Annotated in this window: 21 protein-coding genes; 3 read left to right on the top strand and 18 right to left on the bottom strand. The window is 51.1% G+C overall.

Annotated elements, in window-relative coordinates; translation table 11 throughout:
• Positions 1-40 precede the first annotated feature (40 nt).
• Positions 41-448 carry a cupin domain-containing protein gene (locus tag SC127_RS09695; protein ID WP_332626064.1) on the bottom strand — a complete coding sequence of 136 codons (408 nt, stop codon included), beginning with the start codon at positions 446-448 and terminating at the stop codon, positions 41-43.
• On the bottom strand, positions 445-1,119 hold the full coding sequence (locus tag SC127_RS09690) for a carboxymuconolactone decarboxylase family protein (protein WP_332626063.1): 675 nt from the start codon (positions 1,117-1,119) through the stop codon (positions 445-447). Before SC127_RS09690 ends, SC127_RS09695 begins: the two co-directional genes overlap by 4 nt.
• Positions 1,120-1,245: 126 nt before the next feature.
• Here SC127_RS09690 and SC127_RS09685 point away from each other — a divergent pair, with 126 nt between their 5' ends.
• Positions 1,246-2,148: a LysR family transcriptional regulator gene (locus SC127_RS09685; RefSeq protein ID WP_332626393.1), complete on the top strand. Its 903-nt coding sequence runs from the start codon at positions 1,246-1,248 to the stop codon at positions 2,146-2,148.
• 74 nt (positions 2,149-2,222) lie between these two features.
• Here the strand turns inward: SC127_RS09685 and SC127_RS09680 are convergent, their stop codons facing one another.
• The 7 genes from SC127_RS09680 to SC127_RS09650 all read right to left on the bottom strand — a co-directional run bounded on the left by SC127_RS09680 (position 2,223) and on the right by SC127_RS09650 (position 8,606).
• On the bottom strand, positions 2,223-3,287 hold the full coding sequence (locus tag SC127_RS09680) for an alpha/beta hydrolase (RefSeq protein ID WP_332626062.1): 1,065 nt from the start codon (positions 3,285-3,287) through the stop codon (positions 2,223-2,225).
• A gap of 107 nt (positions 3,288-3,394) precedes the next feature.
• Positions 3,395-3,979 carry a flavodoxin gene (locus tag SC127_RS09675; protein ID WP_215844778.1) on the bottom strand — a complete coding sequence of 195 codons (585 nt, stop codon included), beginning with the start codon at positions 3,977-3,979 and terminating at the stop codon, positions 3,395-3,397.
• Between the two features lie 9 nt (positions 3,980-3,988).
• On the bottom strand, positions 3,989-4,750 hold the full coding sequence (locus SC127_RS09670) for a carboxymuconolactone decarboxylase family protein (RefSeq protein ID WP_332626061.1): 762 nt from the start codon (positions 4,748-4,750) through the stop codon (positions 3,989-3,991).
• Positions 4,728-5,207, bottom strand: coding sequence for a (R)-mandelonitrile lyase (locus tag SC127_RS09665; protein ID WP_332626060.1), 480 nt, complete (start codon positions 5,205-5,207; stop codon positions 4,728-4,730). Before SC127_RS09665 ends, SC127_RS09670 begins: the two co-directional genes overlap by 23 nt.
• 64 nt (positions 5,208-5,271) lie before the next feature.
• Positions 5,272-6,729 (bottom strand): heavy metal sensor histidine kinase, encoded by a 1,458-nt coding sequence (locus tag SC127_RS09660; protein ID WP_332626059.1) that lies wholly within the window; start codon positions 6,727-6,729, stop codon positions 5,272-5,274.
• A 15-nt stretch (positions 6,730-6,744) separates the two neighbouring features.
• Positions 6,745-7,425 carry a heavy metal response regulator transcription factor gene (locus tag SC127_RS09655; protein WP_215844781.1) on the bottom strand — a complete coding sequence of 227 codons (681 nt, stop codon included), beginning with the start codon at positions 7,423-7,425 and terminating at the stop codon, positions 6,745-6,747.
• A 14-nt stretch (positions 7,426-7,439) separates the two neighbouring features.
• Entirely contained in the window at positions 7,440-8,606 is a 1,167-nt protein-coding gene (locus SC127_RS09650; protein ID WP_332626058.1) for an aldo/keto reductase, read from the bottom strand.
• Positions 8,607-8,858: 252 nt separating this feature from the next.
• Here SC127_RS09650 and SC127_RS09645 point away from each other — a divergent pair, with 252 nt between their 5' ends.
• Both SC127_RS09645 and SC127_RS09640 read left to right on the top strand, forming a co-directional pair.
• Positions 8,859-9,908 (top strand): alpha/beta hydrolase, encoded by a 1,050-nt coding sequence (locus SC127_RS09645; protein WP_332626057.1) that lies wholly within the window; start codon positions 8,859-8,861, stop codon positions 9,906-9,908.
• A gap of 270 nt (positions 9,909-10,178) precedes the next feature.
• Entirely contained in the window at positions 10,179-10,859 is a 681-nt protein-coding gene (locus SC127_RS09640) for a nitroreductase (RefSeq protein WP_332626056.1), read from the top strand.
• A 7-nt stretch (positions 10,860-10,866) separates the two neighbouring features.
• Here SC127_RS09640 and SC127_RS09635 read toward each other — a convergent pair whose 3' ends face one another.
• The 9 genes from SC127_RS09635 to SC127_RS09595 all read right to left on the bottom strand — a co-directional run bounded on the left by SC127_RS09635 (position 10,867) and on the right by SC127_RS09595 (position 20,568).
• Entirely contained in the window at positions 10,867-12,069 is a 1,203-nt protein-coding gene (locus tag SC127_RS09635; RefSeq protein WP_332626055.1) for a multidrug effflux MFS transporter, read from the bottom strand.
• Positions 12,070-12,463: 394 nt separating this feature from the next.
• Positions 12,464-12,865: a DUF4174 domain-containing protein gene (locus tag SC127_RS09630; RefSeq protein ID WP_243079491.1), complete on the bottom strand. Its 402-nt coding sequence runs from the start codon at positions 12,863-12,865 to the stop codon at positions 12,464-12,466.
• Positions 12,866-13,371: 506 nt separating this feature from the next.
• Positions 13,372-14,757, bottom strand: a complete 1,386-nt coding sequence (locus tag SC127_RS09625) for an amidohydrolase family protein (RefSeq protein WP_332626054.1) — start codon at positions 14,755-14,757, stop codon at positions 13,372-13,374.
• Positions 14,757-15,527 carry a cysteine hydrolase family protein gene (locus tag SC127_RS09620; RefSeq protein ID WP_332626053.1) on the bottom strand — a complete coding sequence of 257 codons (771 nt, stop codon included), beginning with the start codon at positions 15,525-15,527 and terminating at the stop codon, positions 14,757-14,759. Before SC127_RS09620 ends, SC127_RS09625 begins: the two co-directional genes overlap by 1 nt.
• A gap of 1 nt (position 15,528) precedes the next feature.
• Positions 15,529-15,951 (bottom strand): cupin domain-containing protein, encoded by a 423-nt coding sequence (locus SC127_RS09615; protein ID WP_326484361.1) that lies wholly within the window; start codon positions 15,949-15,951, stop codon positions 15,529-15,531.
• Positions 15,952-15,954: 3 nt separating this feature from the next.
• Entirely contained in the window at positions 15,955-16,893 is a 939-nt protein-coding gene (locus SC127_RS09610) for an ABC transporter permease (protein ID WP_332626052.1), read from the bottom strand.
• A complete protein-coding gene (locus SC127_RS09605; protein ID WP_332626051.1) occupies positions 16,890-18,005 on the bottom strand; it encodes an ABC transporter permease in 1,116 nt (371 codons plus the stop codon). The genes SC127_RS09610 and SC127_RS09605 overlap by 4 nt, the downstream gene beginning before the upstream one ends.
• Positions 17,989-19,542 (bottom strand): ABC transporter ATP-binding protein, encoded by a 1,554-nt coding sequence (locus tag SC127_RS09600; protein WP_332626050.1) that lies wholly within the window; start codon positions 19,540-19,542, stop codon positions 17,989-17,991. Before SC127_RS09600 ends, SC127_RS09605 begins: the two co-directional genes overlap by 17 nt.
• Before the next feature lie 15 nt (positions 19,543-19,557).
• Positions 19,558-20,568, bottom strand: coding sequence for a BMP family protein (locus tag SC127_RS09595; RefSeq protein ID WP_215844787.1), 1,011 nt, complete (start codon positions 20,566-20,568; stop codon positions 19,558-19,560).
• Positions 20,569-20,615 lie beyond the last annotated feature (47 nt).

The raw sequence follows: 20,615 nt of genomic DNA, 5'->3' as shown, positions 1-20,615 counted from the left end.
GTATTAACCGGAATGATTGCGCTGTAAAGAGAGGCGCTGATTATGGCAACTTACCGTAATCTTTGTCAGAAACAGGCTCTAGCCACTCATTGGATGCGCTTTCAGCCGGGACTTCTACGGCAACGTGTGCAAACCAGCTATCTGCGGCAGCGCCATGCCAGTGTTTGGTTTCTGCCGGGATATTTACCACGTCTCCGGCAGTAAGCTGTCGGGCCGGTTGATTCCATTCTTGGTACCAGCCACGCCCACCCGTCACTAACAGGATCTGGCCGCCTTTATGGTGAATATGCCAGTTATTACGACAACCTGGCTCAAACACTACATTGCCAATTTTTACGCCTTCTGTAGACAGCATTGTCAGGTAGCTAGTCCCCTGAAAATATTGCGCATACGCTTCATTTTTTTCCCCTTTGGGGAAAATACCGTTGCCATCAAATTGATCGTTCATGGTTTCTCCGCTACTGGATTTTCCGGGATATTGTGATGTGTTAAGGACAAAACTTCTTTCAAAACTGCGGCAGCGTTTACGACGACTTCATCGCCAAATTTCAGTTTCAGGCATTCGATAAAAGCCCATAATTGCTGACCCGTCAGGCCAGTTTGCAAACTTATTGAATAATGACTCTTGAGCTGGCTATTGACGCCAGAAATCGCTGCAAGGGCAGAAATGGTGGCGAGTTCACGTGTTTGCCAGCTCAGCGTATCTCTCTGGAAAATATCGCCAAAGAGATGCGACTTAAGAAACTGGTCAACGACAGGGGCAAACTCAAACAGAGGGCCTTTCACGCTTTGACCAACTAATTGAGTCTGATTTCGGGTTCCGCTTTGAAGGCTATCCCAGTCTACAGGAAAGGGAGTGGCCTCTTTTCCTGTTTCATTTTTGAGCCCTTGTTGGTCGCGCTGTTCCATTACTGACATCAACTCACTGAGAGCATTCAGGCTTCTTGGGAACCCTACGTAGGCATATAGCTGAACCAAGATCTCTTTGACCTCATTAATGGTCATTCCGGTCTCAATGCCTTCATTAAGGGCCTTATTCAGCTTCGGCATATCGCCTTTTGCGGCAAACGCCGCAATAAAGATAACGGCCTGTTGTTTTTCATCGAGGAAATTTTGCATGACTCACCTTTGGGTAAACAAAAAGAATGCTGCCAGAGCTTTTAACCAGATGAAGAAAGTGTATTGAAAGGTTGATTAAATGATAAGGTGCTCAAATGTGGATACACTGGTGCAATAAATTCACCAATTATGAATAAAGAAAAATTAAATGATCTTCAGGCTTTTGTGACCGTGGCCAGAGAGCGAAGTTTTACCAAAGCTGCGGCAGCATTAGGCGTATCCCGTTCGGCACTGAGCCATACGCTATTGGGACTTGAAGAACGATTGGGCATTAGGTTGTTAATCCGTACCACGCGGAGTGTATCTACCACGGATGCAGGGAACCGTCTGCTTAGCGTGGTCGCACCGCGACTGGACGAAATCGAATCTGAACTCACATCCTTACGTTCCTCGCTCGACAAACCGGCCGGAAAGGTTCGCATTACCGCCCACGATCATGCCATCGTTACCGTTCTCTGGCCCCGGCTTCTGCCTTTACTGAACGAATATCCCGATATAAATATTGAGTTCAGCGTGGGGTACGAACTAACAGATATCGCGGCTCAGCAATTTGACGCTGGCGTGCGTATGGGTGATCAAGTGGATAAGGATATGATTGCTGTACGCATTACGCCTGATGTACATATGGCGGTGGTTGCATCACCGAATTATCTGTCAGGCAGACCTCCTATCGTGCTTCCTGCAGACCTAATGGATCACAACTGCATTAACCTTCGGCTTCCCACTCATGGTGCGCTGTATGCCTGGGAATTTGAGAATGGAGGCCAAAAAATGAATGTTAGGGTGAATGGGCAAACCGTTTTTAATAATACCTTTTTGATGATGCAGGCTGCGCTTGACGGGGCAGGGATAGCGTATATTCCCCACGACTTAGCGTCAAAATATATTGAATCAGAAAAATTAGTATCGTTACTTTCCGACTGGTGTCCGCATTTTCCGGGTTACTATCTTTATTATCCGGGCAGACAACATCTTCCCATTGCTTTTGAGAAGGTGATTGATGCCCTGCGCTGGCACAAAAGGCGTTAAAAGTAAGGAATTTAATCGATGCAAATAAGCAGAGCTCATTCATTGCCGAATAAACTCTGCCTGTGGTTTGCGTGTTACTGCAGGTTTTTTTCCTTCAGGAACTGGCTAACCAGGTCAGCAATCTGAACATTATTCAGATCGGAGAACGGGAAGTGGGTATTACCTTTGATCCCTGACTCCGGCAGATGCGTCACGGTCACATCACCACCATGCTTGTTAACCACGTCTCGCCATTCGCGGGCCATTGCCAGACGCACTCGCCAGCTGTCCTGTGCGGGCATGGCTACAGGCTTATCCGGGATGTTATCGCCGTAAATAATCAGAATCGGAATTTTGGTCAGAGCCATAAACTGTTCCACTGGAACAGGTTCACCCTTCAGCGTGTCGAACGCGCTGGGCATGGGTGCAGGTAATTCTTTCTGCGGGAAGACAAAGCTGCTACCTGGCTCGAAGGCGACAATGGCTTTTACCTTGTCATTTTTCATCGCAGTGTACCAGCCAGGTCCGCCGCCCTGAGAATGGGTGAAGAGGATAGCCGGGCCGGATTTATCGACTACTGCGGACATGGCATCAGAAATCACATTGATATCAAATGGCCCTGTATTCGGGGTCATCTGACGGAAATACTGATTCAGTGCTTCTTTATCATGAGAGAACTGAACGCCTTTAAAATAGTCCGGCCAGACACCCACGCGGAACTGATTGAACCACATCTGCTCATCCGGTTTTGGCGTAACAGTACCTTCTATAGTAGTGCGCCCCGCACTGCCCCGACGTGGTTGATCGACAAGATAGGTTGAGAATCCGCGGCGCAGAAAAATGTTTTGAAACCCCTCGCGACCATCCGGTGTGCTTTCCCAGGTGCGGGAAAACTGGCCTGCGCCATGAAGCATGACAATAGGGTATTTATGTGGGCTTTCCGGAATTTGGTAGAACACTGACGCATGGTCGCCATGATAAGTTTGACCAGCAGAATCCAGCGGCTTTTTCGCGTCAAACTTCCCAGGCGCTTCGATGACAGTGCCCCCAGCGGAAAAGCTTCCTTGTTCCTGAATGACTAATGGCCCGGCATAGACTGACTGGGCCACCAGACCACCCGCCATCATACAGCCAGCCAGGGTTTTTAAAATTGTCTTCAAGATTACGTCCTCTGTTATGTTTGCAGTTCAATCATATCTGAGTTGTCATGGAGGATTAATTAGCCTCCCGGTTTGCTCTTATTTGGCAGGCTCAAGAATAAGCACAATCAGCCGCGAATTGTCTCTAACCAATGGGTCACCGTCTCCGTGGTTCTCCGCTCTTGATCGCATTCAATGACCAGCGGTTTTTCCCGACGAGCGGCTGGGGCCAGGCTCACAAGAATATCCTCGCTGTCACCTTTGCCATAGCCGCCATGGGTAATGAAAGGTATGAGTAATTTCCCCGCAAAGTTATGGTTACTCAGAAATGTCTGCACCACGGGCGGCACGCTGGTTCCCCAGATGGGGAAGCCTAAATACACCGTCTCATAGCGTTCGATATCCGCGACACGATTTTTTAATGTTGGTTTTGTTCCTCTGGAACGCTCGTTTTTCGCCTGTTCAACGGTCTGAAAGTAGTCTTTCGGATAAGGTGTAGCCGGTTCAATTTCAAATAGATCTGTTTTCAGACTGCGATGAATTACGCCCGCAATCACGCGTGTATTCCCGCTGCGTGAGAAGTACGCCACCAGAATAGGGCTGTTTCCCTGAACGTTTGCAGTTCCGGTCGCCGCCGACGCCAGGGGAACATTAGCCAGCGTTAGCCCGGCAAGCGCGGTTATCAACATTCTGCGGTTGGGATCATGCTCCATAAGCAACTCCTAATTGTTTGCGATCGCCTGTTGCAGCGCTTTGTCAGTTCGCGTAGCCGCATCATTTTCGCCATGTTCACGCAGAACCTGTGCCAGCTGGCGCAGCTGCGCTACTGTCAGGCCGACCCGCATGCTCGCTCGCGTATGCGACAACAACTGGGACTCAACGCCTGGGGTAGCCGCTAATGCGCCAACCGTTGCCAGCTCGCGGCTTTGCCAGTCAAGGTTATCGCGGGCGAAAATGTCACCAAACAGATGCGTTTGCAGGAATTGATTAATAACCGGTGCAAAATCAAAAAGTGGCCCCTGTACTGGCGCACCTGAGATTTTAGTCTGGTTTGCAGTGCCGACACGACGGAGTTCATCGCCGACAGGAACCGGGGATACGGGCTCTTTACCCTCAACGTCTTTGATGCCACGTTGTTTACGCGCTTCGACGACTTTCATCAGTTCATTAAGTGCGTTCAGGCTGCGAGGGAAGCCCGTATAGGCATAGAGCTGGACGAGAATTTCTTTGGTTTCGTTGATGGTGAGTCCGCCGTCCAGCCCCTGATTCAGCGCACTGTTCAGCTTATCCATCTGACTGCTTGCCATATATGCCGCAATCAAAGGGATTGCCTGCTGGCGAGCAGACAACGTGTCTGAAACGGTTTGTTCCTGATTCATTCCTGTGGCTCCTTTTGTCACTGGCGCAGCATTCGCCGTGAGACTAAAACCAAAGGTCAGCAGTACCGCTGCCGTTAATGCCTTAATGGGCGTGGTATTGTTCATCTGTCACCTTCTCCATCCAGTTAACGCTTTTGCCATCCACAATCCCGGTTATCGCCAGATGCGTCATCGCGCTGCCGGGCGCAGCCCCGTGCCAGTGTTTGACGCCTGCCGGGCAAGAGACAACGTCACCAGCTCGGATAACCTGCACCGGCTGGCCTTCTTGTTGGGTGAGCCCAACACCTGAGGTCACAATCAGCCGCTGACCTGCCGGATGCGTATGCCAGGCGGAACGAGCACCAGGTTCAAAAGTGACATAAGCCCCGGAAACACGAATGTCGTTATCAGGTTTGAACAGAGGATCAACCCGGACGTGACCGGTAAAGTTCTCTGCTGGCCCATATACCGCGTTCTGACTTCCGGCGGGGGCAATATGGAGAGAGATATTTTGCTCCGTTGCCCAAGATGAAAAAGTAAAAAGGGGGAGCAACAGCCCGAGGTAACGTAAATGTCGAGTCATGCAAAGCGTCCTTATTAATGAAAAGAGGATTACCTGCGATGATATTATCGAGGGGGTGATGACGTCAGGCTGACACCCCCCTGACAATTCTGTCAGGTACCCCTGGTCCCGGCTCAGTGCCGGAGTGAGCACTGCCCGCCGTTTTATCCGCTTGTATCTCAAAGGTGAGGCCAAATGTATTGATGCCATCTTCACTACGCGCAAAGACATCCCCATGGTGCATAATGGCGACGGCACGTACGATTGATAAACCCAGCCCATGATGGGTATCACTCCGGGCTCTGGAGGTGTCGACGCGATAAAAGCGCTCGAAAAGCCGATGTAAATGCTCTGGTGCTATCGGGTCGCCAGGGTTAGAAACTTCAACATACGCCAGATTATTGTTTTCACTTAACCGCACAGTAACCGTGCTTTTGGATGGTGAATGTCTTGCGCTATTTTCCAGTAAATTAGCCAGTGAACGGTGGAACAGTCGCCTGTCGATATGCGCGGTGACTTCGCCCTCAACGTCCAGCGAAAGCTGTTTTTCAGCAAAAGAGGGGTCAACATACTCCGCTGTTTTCAGGGTTTCCTCCCGCAGGGATACCTGGGCAAGCTGGGAAGCATGTTCACCCGCGTGCGCATGGGACAGGAACAGCATGTCGTTAACTATCGACGTCATGCGTTCAAGCTCCTCAAGATTTGAACCGAGTAACTCTTCCAGTTCATCCTGCGAACGTCGGCGTGAGAGACCCAGTTGCGTCTGACCAATCAGGTTAGTCAGCGGTGTACGGAGTTCATGAGCAACATCGGAGTTAAAGCTTTCGAGCTGTCGCCAGGCGATTTCCTGACGCTCTAACACACCGTTGAAAGATGAGGCTAAATGCTGCAATTCTTCAGGTAATGCCTTGGTATTCAGGCGCTGGCCATGGTCTCCCGGTGCGAGATGCCGGGCCTGTTTACTGAGAGTCCTAACCGGGCGAAGCCCGATCCTTGAGACGATGTATCCCAGCAAGGCGACAATCACTACGCCCAGTGCAGCAATGATCAGCAGTGTACGTGTGAATGTATCGAGTGTTCCCATGTAAGGCGTGGAGTCGATGGCAACCACATAGCGCAGCTCAGGCCTTTCACCGTTCGCGGGTATAGTTTTCACTAACAGGAACAGTGAGCACGCACCTTCCGATGCGCCGGGCACTTTATTAAAGCCCTCCCGCAAAGAAGACCACTTAACACCCACTGGTGGCGCTCCACCCATGCTAAAGCGTGGATTATCGCTCACTATCCAGTAGCGAACGCGCTCACCTTCGGAATTGGTTAGCACGGTAAATTTATTGGCCAGCATAGACCAGCCGTCAGCCGAGGTTCGTGCGGTGATCCATGGACTCATTAATGATTCCCGGAACAACAGTTCGTTGTGCATCTGCTTTTGCAGAGAATCATGGAGTGAACTTCGCAGCAGGATACCGATAACGGACACAATCAGCAGCGCAGATAAGGCAAACATCACCGCCAGGTGAACGGAGATGGAACGCTTAAGCATGCTTATCCTCTTCATTTATTCAGTCCGGACTTCGAGGACATACCCCATACCACGAACGGTATGCAGCAATTTGACGTCAAACGGAGCATCAACTTTGGCTCGCAGACGTTTAATGGCGACTTCAACCACGTTGGCATCACTGTCAAAATTCATGTCCCATATCTGCTCAGCAATCATCATCTTTGACAGAATCTCGCCCTGATGCCGGGCCAGAAGGCTCAACAGGGAAAACTCTTTCGCAGTCAGTTCCAGTCGTGTTCCGGCGCGTAATACCCGGCGAGCCAGTAAGTCGAGATGCAGATCGTGAATATGCAGTTGGGTTATATCTGCGCCATCCGTGGAGCGGCGACGCACCAGTGCCTGAATGCGTGCAACCAGTTCAATAAGCGAAAAAGGCTTGGGCAGATAATCATCCGCGCCAAGACGAAGGCCTTTAACGCGCTCGTCAACCGATCCCCGTGCCGAAAGCATCAGCACAGGAGTCTGTTTAGTCGCCCGCACACCTTCGAGAACCCGGTAGCCATCCATTCCCGGTAACATCACATCAAGGATTATCGCGTCGTAGTCGAATTCCAGCGCGTAATGAAGACCTTCAGATCCATCAGCAGAGACATCCACCGTAAATCCGGATTCACCCAGCGCACGGCTGAGATAGGTTGACGTTTTTTCTTCATCCTCAACTAACAACAGACGCATAACGAGATTTCCTCTTAACTTTTCAATGGTGCTTCAACATCTGAATAAACCTGTACAGCATCTGGCAACCGTTGACCCTGAATAGTGATAGCGTCAAGTGAGCGAGTAAGCTCAGTCATTTCGGCGGGAGTCAGCGAGACGCCTGTAGCGGCCGTATTTTGCAGCATATGGTCTTTGTTTGTGGTGCCGGGGATTGGGACAATCCAGGGTTTGCGAGCCAGTAACCATGCCAGAGCAATCTGGCCCGGTACGGCATTTTTTCTTATTGCCCAGGTTTTGAGCAATTCAACTAGCTGTAAGTTGTGCGGTAGATTATCGGGCGAGAAGCGAGTCTCTGTCGCGCGGAAATCACCGGCAGCGAATCGTGTCTTCTCATCAATCCAGCCCGTTAAAAACTGCACGCCTAATGGGCTCCATGGTACAAACCCAATTCCCAGCTCTTCGCATAGTGGAAGCACATGCTTTTCTGGCCTCCGCCAGAGCAGTGAATATTCGCTTTGTACGGCTGTTACAGGTAATGCCGCATGAGCCCGTCTTAAGGTATTTGTCCCCATCTCTGACAGACCCCATTGCAGGACTTTCCCCTGATCCATGAGATCCTTAATTACGCCTGCGACATCTTCGATCGGAATCTGAGGGTCAACCCGGTGCTGATACAGTAAATCAATGCGATCGGTACGTAGGCGCTTAAGCATATTTTCGACGACCAGTCGGATATGTTCCGGTCTGCTGTTGAGGCCCGGCAGGCGTTTGCCTGTCTGCTGATCAATGTTCCAGCCAAACTTAGTGGCGATAACGATTTTGTCCCGGAACGGGGCGACGCCTTCCCCGAGTATTTTTTCTACCTCAAAGGGACCGTAGGCTTCAGCAGCGTCAAAAAACGTGACACCCTCATCAAAAGCTCGGTGGATAATGCTCACCATCTCTGGACGCCATGGAACAGAAGTGTCGTATTTACGGCTCATGTTCTGAACACCGAGTCCTACCGCGGAGACTTCCAGCTTCCCAAGCTTGCGCTTGCCCGGCGCAGCAGGACGTTGGGAGCTTTTTCTCGATGGATCGACCTGAGAGGATTTCCCTGCGGCCATTGCGTGGGGGATCAGTGAAGCGGTGGCGATACCCGCACCGGCCACTAATAGTTTACGTCGTCCAGGCATCGCAGGGTTGTTTTGACTTTTCATTGATCACTCCTTTTCTCAGCAAATTGAACATGAACCTCATGGAATCTGACAGCATTCTGCTCCTTGATTGCCAACATAAAGCTGACAGCTACCTGACAGAGCCGTCAGAAAACGCTGCCTGCCACATAACGGCTTCCTGACAAAAACGTTATTTACCTGTCACGATGCTGACAGCTCTCTTCCCCTAATCTGTGCCCGTATATTTGCTACCAGAAGCCTGCATAGCCAGGCTGACATTTATCGGGAGATCCTATGAAATTCGCGCTTATAAACGTAATGCTGATAACGGCAATGGCCGGAGTGACTTCAGTCAATGCAGCTGATTACAAAAAGAATCCATTCACACTCGTCTATGACGGTGCCATCACCGAAAATGTTAAAGGCAAGGTCAACATTCATCCGGTGAAGTACGATCTACATGGCATCCAGATTGTCGCGAATGTCTATACGCCTGCTAACTACGATCCCGCCAAAAAATACCCTGCGGTGGTAGTCGCACATCCTAATGGCGGCGTAAAAGAACAGGTCGCCGGGTTGTATGCGCAGCGACTTGCTGAACATGGCTATATTACGATTACCGCCGATGCAGCCTACCAGGGGGGCAGCGGTGGTATGCCTCGCAGCGTGGATAAACCGGCTAACCGTATTGAAGACGTTCACGGCATGGCTGACTACATCAGCCAGTATCCGGGGGTTGATATTTCCCGCCTCGGTCTGCTTGGCATTTGCGGAGGCGGCGGGTATTCACTTGTTGCTGCCGAGACGGACAAACGGTTCAAATCGATTGCAACCATCAGCATGTTTAATTCAGGTCTTGTGCGCCGTAATGGTATGCAGGATTCACAGCTGGACACTATCCAGCAGCGTCTTCAGCAGGCTTCTGACGCGCGTGCTCAGGAAGCAGCCGGAGGCGAAGTGCTTTACTCCGGTGATGCCAACCTGACCGACGAACAGATCGCTAAATTACCTTTTGCCTTATATCGACAGGGTTACGAGTACTACTGGAAAACCCACGCACACCCAAACTCAACTTTTAAGTACACCACAAGCAGTTTGCTGGATTTGATGAGTTTTGATGTGACTGACCATATCAAGCTTATTAACAAACCGCTGCTCATGATTGCCGGTACAAAAGCTGATACGTTGTATATGACTGAAGATGCATTCGCTAAAGCCACCGGTACGAAGAATAAAGAACTCTTCTTGATCGACGGCGCTACCCATATCGAAACCTATTGGGTTTCTCGTTACGTTGACCAGGCAATGCAAAAGCTGGACGTTTTCTTCGATAAGAATATTTAACCCGTCTCCGACAATACCCCAGCCAGCCGGGCTATTATCGCCCCCTGGCTGTATCCATTGCCCGCTTGATTTTTACAGCGCTTATTAGCTCGATATGCTCAGATTAACTAAGTTGGCGTTAAAGATAATTACGCACATTGAATAGGCGCTATGAATGAAATTCATAGACCTAATCATGTGCAAGGAATGATAACCAGGCGCCTGATGAGACAGGATGAATGATGAGATAGTGATGAATCCCATCAAGATCAGTTTTAGACGGAGGAGCAGATGAGTTCGCGAGAACCTTCATTCCATGAAGTTGTAAAAAACAGACACTCGGCAAGAGCCTTTCTTCCATCGCCTATTCCCAACGATGTTCTCTATGACATTTTGCATGAAGCGCAATGCGCACCATCAAATTGCAACACTCAGCCCTGGTCCCTGCATATCGTAGCGGGGGAAAAGCTTAACGAATTAAGTCATGCACTGACTACAGATCTAAAGGTCGGAAGCTACTCTCTTGATTTTACTTTCGATAAAGAAGCCTATCCCAATCCGTTCAGGCAACGAGCTTCAGAGCAGGGGAGATCGTACTACCAGGCACTGGGAGTTGCGCGTGGTGATAATTTGAGTCGTTCAGAAGTGGTCGAACGCAACGTTAAGTTTTTCGGAGCACCCCATGTAGCCCTATTGTTCATTCCTGCTGTAGGGGACAACGTTCGCGTTGCCTCCGATGCCGGTATGTATGCACAAACATTCCTTCTTTCACTGGAGGCTCGCGGTTATGCCGGAGTACCGCAGGCAGTACTGAGTTACTTTGCGCAAACGGTGCGCCGGATCCTAAATATACCGGAGAATTTCAAGCTGCTTTACGGCATTTCGTTTGGTATTCCAGACAAAAACTATCCCTCTCTGAGTTACAGGGAAGGACGGGTTTCTGTTGAAGATAGTGTCATCTGGCATCGATAAATAAGCGCTATTTTTTTACCTGAACAGTCAGTGCCATCAGAGCACTGGCTGCCGTAAACACGGCAATGATCCAGCTCATTGTCCATGGCGTGCCATCACTAAATAGTGCCAGGAGCAGCGAAGAGATAATGCCGCTTCCGTATTGCAGCGCGCCCATTAGCGCCGATGCTGAACCTGCAACATTAGGTACAGCGTCCAGGGCACAAGCCGTAGACGTTGCAGCAATGATGCCATTCATGGAGAAAAACACGAATACGGTTCCCACGATCACGGTAATTCCGCCAACGTTTAACGCAGTTGTGACAGCAAGTGCTAATGCGCTCAGGGTTGCGACGAAGACAGCAATCCTGAGTAACACTTCCAGTGGATAACGATGGACCAGGCGTCTGTTAACCATACTTACCACCATCAATCCAACAACGTTTACTGCAAATAGCCAACCGTAATGCTGCGGATCAACGCCGAAGTACGTGATGTAAACAAACGGTGAGCCGGTAATAAAGGCATAGGCAGCAACGTAGTAGAACGTCAGGCATAGCGTAAAACGCATGTAACTGGCGTTGGCCAGTAATGCGTAATAATTACGAAAAGCACCGGTCACGGAAGCGTGTGAGCGTTTTTCTTCAGGTAGTGTTTCCGGTAGCCAGAATAACGATATCAGCATGACTGTTCCGATAATCGCCAGCAGCCAGAAAATGGCGTGCCACGATGTGACTCTAATCATTTGTCCGCCAATCAGCGGACCAGCAATCGGCGCGATTGCCATGATGATCATGAGGGTCGAAAGCATTTGTGCTGCGCGAGTACGACTGAAAAGATCGCGGATCATTGCCCGCGCCAGCATCGGACCGGTACAGGCGCCTAAAGCCTGAAAAACGCGCCAGAAAATTATTTCTACGATATCTGTAGATAACGCACAACCTACCGAGCCTATAACAAACAATCCCAAACCGATGAACAGCGGCAGACGTCGCCCGAAACGATCGCTAATCGGTCCCCAAATAAGCTGTGCAATGCAAAAACCAATGAGAAAACCTGTGATTGTCAGTTCTGCATCGCCCTGTAAATCTTTTGCCATGATGGGCATAGCAGGAAGATAGATATCGGTTGATAGGGAGGTAACAGCCATCAAAGCACTAAGAATAAGTACAAAAGAAAGACCGTTTTTTTTAACTGTCGCTGGCTGTGTTTGAGCCTGTAGGTTAAGCATGGTGATCCGTCAGGACATAAAGAGATAGACGCATGTTAACGGGTTTATTCTGACAAATAATGGTAAGCAGAGGCATAGGTCCTATGAATGATATTCATCAATGTTATGAATTTTCAAGCCTGTGAAAGTCTGGTGGCACAAGAGCCTGCATCAGAGCGACTCAATAGTCATTACCCGCTTAACAACGCTTATGTCCTCTTCTCGTTCCTGGCAGACATCGTGACATGCAGTTAACGGGGGTTTTGCAAAGGCAGCAATCACCAAGATAACGGGAAAAACGGATGGGCCTAAGTCATTGTTCATAGAAGCCACACCTTTACTTGGTAGTCAGACCAAATAATTTACTCTTATCATGATTATATTTTATTAACCTTTTCCTGCTTCGTGTGGCACATCAGTCCAGATTGGCTTTACGCATCGGCATTCTGTCAATCGTGGAGAGCAAATCCTCTGAACTTATCGGTTTTGTTTCCCGTATTTTCATACCGCCATCTTTGCCAATAAGCACAACTTCAAACCCGGCGGGTTTTAGTTGAGCGCGTAGGTGTCCTTTTGAGGCAGGGGAAGTATCGCTCAGTACGATAATATCGCGATCGGCTAGCTCAGCCTTGCTCTTTTCCAGCATCGCCATTTGGTGAACATAATTCAGATCTGTCTCCGAAGGGGCAAAGATCACAACGGGCCGATAATGCCACTGATACTGATTCAGACTGGTGGTTTCAGGCATTAAAGTACGAAACAGAGTGATGTCAGCCGCCTGAGAAGCCGTGCACAACAGCAGAAATAATGTGGCCATGAGTTGGCATGAAGTCCGAAGAATGCCACGCCGGAAGTGACGATAAGGGTGGGAAGGGGCCGATAAGAATAATTTGATGCGCCGCATTGCGTTTCTCTCCCAGCCTGAACAAGCCGTTTATTAAGATGACGAAGCGTCATGATTTTAAATGAACGGTGCTGTAACAAGGCTAGTGGAATTTTAATGGCCTGGCCGCATATTTACGAATCGGGCCAGTTGAGGTGGAAGGACAAACTATTACCAACTCTCCCGTTCTTATTTCATGTTATTAAGAACGGGAGAATGTCTGTTTACCCTTTCCCCGATATGAATCAACCAGGTGTTGTTCAGGGACGACCGGCATCAACCCTAGCCTGCCACTGCTGAACGCTGGGTCTTGCCAACATCCTGGCGTGGCAGTCACATAATACGACGCACTCTGCCGGGACGGGAAATTTCACTAACGTCGAAAAATCATGCCGCCGATGACGGCAATGTCAGCCACTGAGAACTAGTCACCGGCAACGCTAGAATGCGGATGAGCGCCATTGGCGTTGCTTGTTGTTGCCGGTACGTACCGCCAGAGAATGCGCTGCCCGTTGTGAACGCGCCATGACTTCTCTCTGATCAAGATGCGTGAATTCTCCGTCTCGCAATAGCCATTTACCATCAACAAAGACATCACTGACTTCATGCCCCAGAGCAGAATAAACAAGAGATGAGACCGGATGATGGATGGGTGTCATTGCCGGATGACGCGTATCGACAATGACAACATCAGCACGCTTGCCAGGTTCAAGTGAGCCGACAAGATGATCAAGACCAATTGCACGCGCCCCATCAATGGTTGCCATTTCCAGCACCTTTTCAGCGGTCATGATGGTGGGATCGCGATGGACTCCTTTTTGCATCAAAGCGGCGACTTTCATGGCCTGAAACAGGCTGTGATTATTGCTGCTGGCAGGACCATCTGAACCTAAACCCACGGTTAAACCCGCCGCCAGCATTTCCGGGATGGGCGGCACGCCAGATGCGAGATAAAGGTTGCTGCAAGGATTGTGTGAAACGCGAGTGTCATGATGTTTTAAGGCGCGGATATCGCGGGAGCTGCACTGCACACAATGAACCGCCAGCACATCGGAACCAAGAAAACCAATTTCGCTGAGAAATTCAGTATCTGTAGCCTGAAAGCGCAGCTTTGCCTGTTCGATTTCGAAGTCAGTTTCGGCCACATGGGTGGTGATCATAACGCCTGTCTCATCTGCCAGCTTGCGCGTCCCTCTCAGTACCTTTTCGTCCAGGGCCCAAATCATACTGGGTGCAATACCGACTTTTACGCGCCCATCAGGGCGATGGTATTTGTGGATCACTGCCCGGGCATCTGCCAACGCCTGTTCCGGCGTTTCAATCAATTCTGTCGGGATGCCATGTTCAGCACCGCTGGTGAGGAAACCTCGGCAAACGTGTCCACGTATTCCACTGATTTCAAATGCTTCAATGACTTTCGCCGTCAGGCCCGGTTTGGGATGCGCGTACATAAAATCAACCAGTGATGTCACGCCGGAGCGCAGCGATTCAATGCAACCATGCAGCGCAGCAGCGAAAACGTCCTCTTTAGTGAGCGCAACAGCACTCGGACCCGTCATGCAGGTAAACCACTTTTTGAGCATCATATCATCACCCAATCCCTTCAACAGGGTTTGAAACAGATGCGTATGGGTATTGACCATGCCCGGCATGATAATGCGCTCACGGCAATCAACGGTTTCTGCTTCTGGATAGGCTTTTTCCAGCACTGTCCGTGTTCCAATCGCACTGATCCTGTCATCTTCAATCACCAGACTGGCTTGTTCTAAGATTTCACGCTGCGGGTTCATGGTGATGATCCAGCCATCAGCAAGCAAGTAGCTCATTAATCTGCCTTAAGTTGGTGAAGGATTTCGGTGGAGTTGACCACGAAGCCAAAGCACTGCTGTACGTTGTAAAGCGTTGCATCTCGGCAAAAGTCCGGGGAGGTGGTAGCGCTGCAATCTTCCAGCAGCAGGCAGTCATAACCGCGGAAATTGGCGTCTTGTAACGTACAGAGCACGCACTGATCGACATTGACGCCAGCGAACAGCAGCGTAGTGACATCCAGATTACGCAAGATGCTATCGAGTTCGGTATCCTGAAAGCCGGACATGCGGTACTTGTTTACGTGAATATCATCTTCACTGGGCTTCAGTTCATCAACCACTGCCGCTGCCCAACTGCCCGCTTCCAATACAGGTGCACCAGAAATCGGGAGCGGATCGCCCAGCCCAATGCCGTCGCCTTGTGGGTTGTAGACGTGAAGCAGGGCGGGGCTCAGATTCAATTTGTCCGGCCGGTTGCCCCAGTTAAGCCAAATGATCGGGACATCAGCCTCTCTTAACGTCGGAAGTAACTGTTGCAGCGGCGAAATCGGCGCGCGGGCGGGATTGATATCAACGCCCAGGTTGCCCAGCCAGCCATCGGGATGACAAAAATCATTCTGCATATCCACCACCACCAGTGCGCTGCGGTTTAGATCGATAATCACAGAACGATTACGCGTCTCAAGCGTAGCGGATCGCGATTGTCTTGTGGGCCGAAGCGTATCGACCACCTCCGGCGAGACCCGCCACTGGTTTTGTTGGGTGCTGCCTAATACATACGCTGGCATATTACTCTCCCGACAACACGGATAAATCTTCTGCATCCAGCGTGACTGACTCACCGCTTCGGATGAGCTCTGAAAATCCTTCGTTGGGTGTCATCACCGTTAGCGTATACAGTTTTCCTGTACCCGTGTTGCGAATGGCGTGATCGTTGCCTGGGTGAAGCAACAGCGAGTCGCCTTTTTTGATCGTTACCTCCTCATCGTTACAGCGGGCAATCCCTTCACCGTGCAGCACATAAAAAAATTCGTGGGCAGTTGCATGTTCGTTTGGGGGTGTCGCGCCACCAACATTAAAAATCTCGACGACAAAAATATTCTCAATATCGTCCAGGGGTTTATCAAACAGGATGGCAAAATAATTACTGCTGTCAGCACTGATACGGAATGCCTGAACATCTGCGATATTATTAAAACGAAATTTTTTCATGTTTTATTCCTTACGATATGGCTGGGTTAACGCGCTGGGTTGTAGCGTGCGGCCTACCACGCCAGACATGGCCAAAATGGTCAGCAAATAGGGCAGGGCGAGCAGAAGTTGGGGTGGCAGCGTGTTTTCAAACAGTTGTAGTGATAACTGCAGTGCATCTGCTGCCCCGAAGATAAATGCAGCCACCATCGCCTTGAGTGGACTCCAGCGGCCAAATATCACAATGGCCAGCGCGATAAAACCTTGCCCGCTAACGATGTTGTCGCGAAACAAACCAATTTGTGCGGTAACCAGATAGCCGCCCGCCAGTCCGGCACCCACGCAGGAAAACAGCACACCCCACGTGCGGATTTTCAACACATTGAGACCCGCAGCGTGCGCAGCACGAGGATTTTCTCCCACGGCCCGTAAAGAGAGGCCAAAGCGGGTATGGAACAGGCCATAGTGCGCCACTACCGCCAGTATCAACGTCAGATAAAGCGGCAGCGGCTGCTGAAATAAGATCGGGCCGATAAACGGCAATGACGAAAGTAACGGTATATGCCAGGGTTCGAGCATCGGAATCGTCGGCGATGAGGCCGTACCCATAATCAGCGTGTAGATCCAAGTCGCGAGACCCGCAGCGAAAATATTGAAGACTATGCCAACCACAATCTGACTGGCATGGGCGCGTAAATAGAGGGCGGCAAGCACGCAACCGACGATGAGTCCGCCTACGCCGCCTGCGATAAACCCGAGTGCGGTCGAGCCGCTGGCGACAGCCGTCATATAGCTGGTCAATGCGCCCATTAAAATGGTGCCTTCAATACCAATGTTTAATACGCCAGACCGTTCGGCATAGATTTCTCCCAGTGCGGCCAGTAGCACTGGCCCGGCAAGGCGAATTGCCGCAGCCAGCCAACTGATAAAAAATGCCGTATCGAGGTTTGCCAATGCGCTCATGATTTATCCTCCGCGAGCTGACAACGTCGCTTATTCAGGCTGGGTATGCGCAATCGGTAATAGCGCAACATATCGCCTGCCAAAATCAGTAACACCACCAGACTTTGCAGGATCAGTACCACCGAGGTGGGTAAACCGGTTTGCCGCTGCATTGCGCTACCGCCAACTTCGAGACCGCCATAAAGAATGGCTGTGGGGATCACCAACAAGGGATTTAGTCGTGCCAACAGAGCCACAACGACGCCAATAAATCCTACCCCGCCAGAGATGCCTTCCATTAATCGGTGTTGAACGCCGAGTACGGCGCAAAGACCGGCCAATGCCGCCAGGCCACCGCCAAGGAAAATGGCACCCATTTGACGACGATTTACATCAATGCCGCCATATCGGGCTGCGCGAAGATTAAGGCCAGCCACTTTTATCTCATAACCGGCAGGCGTCGCGCGCAAGAGCCAAAACACAAACAGCGTGGCGACCAGCGCAATAGCAATGCCCCAGTGGGCGCGCATACCGCTCATCACGAAGGGCAGCCAGCTCTCCACCGGCAGGCGTGGGGTCTGTGGCAAATCTCCTGGCGCGCGCATTGGCCCAGAGACCAGATACTGCACAATAAATACCGCCACATAATTGGCCATCAGTGAGATCAGTACATCATTTCCGCCAAAGCGTACGCGCAAGGCGCCCACCCAACCGGCCCAGATTGCGCCGGCCAGAAAGGCGGCGAGCAACACCAGTGGCCAGTAGAGCAATGGGGGAATAGACCAGGGAAAGCCCTGTGGCGTGCCCGCTAATGCAATCCAACTTGCAGCAGTGGCACCCATAAGAAAGCAGCCTTCAAATCCGATATAACCCAGACCTGCACGCCAAACCACAATGGTGGCCAAGGCGATCAGTATGAGCGGTGTGGCTTGCACCGTGCTGAGGCCAATGCTGCGTAGTGAGCCAAATGCCTCATCAAACAGAAAGCTATAGGCCGCCAGCGGATTGCCGCCGAAGGGGATAAACAGCAGCCCGGCAATGACAAAAGCGGCAAAAATGCCGCAAAAGCTGGTCAGCATGACTGCGGAGGTTGATTCAGCCGGGGCGAGACGACGCTCAAGCAGCTTCTTCATTATTGCCCTCCTTTTTAGCCAGATGCGCGCCCGCCATCAGCGCGCCGATTTGTTCTGGTGTGGCGTATGCGGCATTGAGTACACCCGCGATCTGGCCGTTGTACATCACGGCAATGCGGTCGGAAAGATTCATGATCTCTTCCAGCTCCGCTGAAATCATTAAAATGGCGCAGCCCCGATCACGTGCTGCAATCAGCCCTTGCCATACGCTTTCAATCGCCCCGACATCCAGCCCGCGAGTCGGCTGTTCAACCACCAGCAAACAGGGCTCACTCGCCACTTCTCGACCCAAGATCAGCTTCTGCAAATTGCCGCCGGATAATTTACCGGCCTCAAAATCGACATCTGGTGTGCGTACCGCAAAACGCGCAATGATGTCGCGCGCATGTTGACTCATCCGTTGTCGATCCAGCAGCCAACCTCCCGCACGCGTGAAGCTGCGATGAGTGCCAAGCATGGCATTATCAGTGATAGAGAGCTCAGTCACTGAGCCGACACCCCGACGATCGGCCGGTATAAAACCCATTCCTTTATTGCGGCGTTCAGCGGGCGATGCATCACTGATATCTTCGCCGTTTAAACGAATATGGCCGGCTTCGATTTCTCGTAGATTAAGCAGCGCTTCGGCCAGCTCTGACTGTCCATTTCCGTCCACGCCAGCAACACCGAGAATTTCACCCGCGGCTACGGTCAGTGAAACGCGCCAGATTTTTTGTTGGCCGCTCGCATCGCGCACGGCGATATTGTCAACATGCAGCACAGTGTTGCCCGGCTTGCACGGTTGCTTGTCTACTCGAAGCACTACATCGCGGCCCACCATTCGGCGAGCCAGATCGCGTTCCGAGGTCTCTTCTATGGCTACGGAATCGACCATCTTTCCGCCCCGCATTACAGAGACGTGATCGGCGATTGCCATGATTTCATAGAGTTTATGGGTAACAATAACCACTGAGCGGCCCTCTGCGCACAGCGAGTGCAGCGTTGAAAACAGGCCCGCTTTTTCTTGTGGTGTCAGTACTGCGGTGGGTTCATCCAGGATCAATACTTGCGCGTCGCGGTAGAGCAGTTTAAGAATTTCAACACGCTGCTGTACGCCGATAGGAAGGTGTTGCACTTTTGCCCAAGGATCTATTGCCAGCCCATGCTTATCCGACAACGCCTGCAAACGTTCTGCCGCCGTTTTCAAATTAAGTACGCCGCTGGTGTTTTCCTTCAGGCCCAGCACGACGTTCTCAACAACCGACATGGGTTGCACCAGCATAAATTCCTGATGCACCATACCGATACCACAGGCTATGGCGTCGCTGGGATCGCGGAAACTTACTGCTTTGCCATCCACCACTATCTCACCTTCATCTGGCTGATAAAGTCCGTACAGGATCTGCATTAAAGTGCTTTTTCCGGCGCCGTTCTCTCCCAACAGCGCATGGATTTCACCTTGCTTGATGCTGAGTGAAACATCGTCATTGGCGGTGACACGGGCAAAGCGTTTAGTAATGTGGTTAAGCGCGATCCGTATAGTAGCCGTTGCTGTCATGACACTATCCGCCTGTTAAACCGTTGGCTTAAGCGCGCCGCTGTCCAGTTGTTGCCAGATCTGCTCGAACGTAGCCCAAGCACTGGCACTCACCAGTTTTTCGTTGTACTGCTTACTGCCATTGACGACCGACCAGGCTTTACCCACGCTTGGGCTCCACTCTTCACCGCCATCAAAATGCTTGCTCGCAACGGACTCACCGACCTGCTCGACCATCCAGTCGAGGTTTTGGCGGAAACTGCATGCCACGAAGTCCGGGGCGACATCTTTCTGATCAACGTAGCATCCCATAGCTTTAACTTTCCCTGCGGCTGCACCCTGCATCGCACCAAGGCCGGTCACGTCAGCGGCATGCCAGATAACATCTGCGCCGTTACCGATCATGGTAGTAGCCGCTTCACGTCCCTTGGCAGCATTGTCGTAATCGCCCGTGACTACGCCCATGCCACGAATACCGGGGCGGGTTTTCTCAGCAGCCTGAATAAAGGCGCGCATCATGGCTTGTTGAGTTGGATTATCGCCACCGCCGACAAAGCCAACAGCTTTGCCGTTATCTGAAATCAGGGCGGCCAGCGCACCCGCGGCGTAAGCGCCCTGGATATAGGCGAGGTTGACATACTCAACGTTGGTCGGCGTCTTTTCGGCGGGTTTAAAGGTGGATGCAAAGAAGTAGGTATCGGGATATTCGGGGGCGATTTCTGCAAATGCCGAACCGTATTCAAAGCTGTGCCCGATAATCAAGCTATAGCCATCGTCGGCATAGCCGCGGATCACTTGTTCCATTTGCGCTTGTGGCACACTTTCGCTGTAAGCCACGCTGAAACCACTGTTTTTGAGATTTTGAAGGCCGGCATAAGCCAGTGAACTCCAACCGCCATCGGCTACCGAGCCGGGCAACAGAAGCGCAATTTTTACGTTGTTGTTCGCTGCTAAAGCTTTGCGCGACAGAAGGGGAGCCATTGCTGGCAGCAATAGCGCACCAGCCACTAATTTTGCAAAATGTCTGCGGGATACGTCTGCCATCATTTCTCTCCGAATGTAGTTAATGATGTATTAATGACCCGGAGTTCATT

The sequence above is a fragment of the Pantoea sp. T14 genome (assembly GCF_036663535.1).
GTDB classification, from domain to species: domain Bacteria; phylum Pseudomonadota; class Gammaproteobacteria; order Enterobacterales; family Enterobacteriaceae; genus Pantoea; species Pantoea phytostimulans.
This window is presented reverse-complemented; position numbering and strand designations above follow the sequence as displayed.

What these genes read in the sequence shown, in the direction of transcription:
- SC127_RS09695 (WP_332626064.1), bottom strand. Translation starts at nt 448, where the DNA reads ATGAACGATCAATTTGATGGCAACGGTATTTTCCCCAAAGGGGAAAAA.
- SC127_RS09690 (WP_332626063.1), bottom strand. Translation starts at nt 1,119, where the DNA reads ATGCAAAATTTCCTCGATGAAAAACAACAGGCCGTTATCTTTATTGCG.
- SC127_RS09675 (WP_215844778.1), bottom strand. Translation starts at nt 3,979, where the DNA reads ATGGAGCATGATCCCAACCGCAGAATGTTGATAACCGCGCTTGCCGGG.
- SC127_RS09670 (WP_332626061.1), bottom strand. Translation starts at nt 4,750, where the DNA reads ATGAACAATACCACGCCCATTAAGGCATTAACGGCAGCGGTACTGCTG.
- SC127_RS09665 (WP_332626060.1), bottom strand. Translation starts at nt 5,207, where the DNA reads ATGACTCGACATTTACGTTACCTCGGGCTGTTGCTCCCCCTTTTTACT.
- SC127_RS09660 (WP_332626059.1), bottom strand. Translation starts at nt 6,729, where the DNA reads ATGCTTAAGCGTTCCATCTCCGTTCACCTGGCGGTGATGTTTGCCTTA.
- SC127_RS09655 (WP_215844781.1), bottom strand. Translation starts at nt 7,425, where the DNA reads ATGCGTCTGTTGTTAGTTGAGGATGAAGAAAAAACGTCAACCTATCTC.
- SC127_RS09650 (WP_332626058.1), bottom strand. Translation starts at nt 8,606, where the DNA reads ATGAAAAGTCAAAACAACCCTGCGATGCCTGGACGACGTAAACTATTA.
- SC127_RS09645 (WP_332626057.1), top strand. Translation starts at nt 8,859, where the DNA reads ATGAAATTCGCGCTTATAAACGTAATGCTGATAACGGCAATGGCCGGA.
- SC127_RS09640 (WP_332626056.1), top strand. Translation starts at nt 10,179, where the DNA reads ATGAGTTCGCGAGAACCTTCATTCCATGAAGTTGTAAAAAACAGACAC.
- SC127_RS09635 (WP_332626055.1), bottom strand. Translation starts at nt 12,069, where the DNA reads ATGCTTAACCTACAGGCTCAAACACAGCCAGCGACAGTTAAAAAAAAC.
- SC127_RS09630 (WP_243079491.1), bottom strand. Translation starts at nt 12,865, where the DNA reads ATGGCCACATTATTTCTGCTGTTGTGCACGGCTTCTCAGGCGGCTGAC.
- SC127_RS09625 (WP_332626054.1), bottom strand. Translation starts at nt 14,757, where the DNA reads ATGAGCTACTTGCTTGCTGATGGCTGGATCATCACCATGAACCCGCAG.
- SC127_RS09620 (WP_332626053.1), bottom strand. Translation starts at nt 15,527, where the DNA reads ATGCCAGCGTATGTATTAGGCAGCACCCAACAAAACCAGTGGCGGGTC.
- SC127_RS09615 (WP_326484361.1), bottom strand. Translation starts at nt 15,951, where the DNA reads ATGAAAAAATTTCGTTTTAATAATATCGCAGATGTTCAGGCATTCCGT.
- SC127_RS09610 (WP_332626052.1), bottom strand. Translation starts at nt 16,893, where the DNA reads ATGAGCGCATTGGCAAACCTCGATACGGCATTTTTTATCAGTTGGCTG.
- SC127_RS09605 (WP_332626051.1), bottom strand. Translation starts at nt 18,005, where the DNA reads ATGAAGAAGCTGCTTGAGCGTCGTCTCGCCCCGGCTGAATCAACCTCC.
- SC127_RS09600 (WP_332626050.1), bottom strand. Translation starts at nt 19,542, where the DNA reads ATGACAGCAACGGCTACTATACGGATCGCGCTTAACCACATTACTAAA.
- SC127_RS09595 (WP_215844787.1), bottom strand. Translation starts at nt 20,568, where the DNA reads ATGATGGCAGACGTATCCCGCAGACATTTTGCAAAATTAGTGGCTGGT.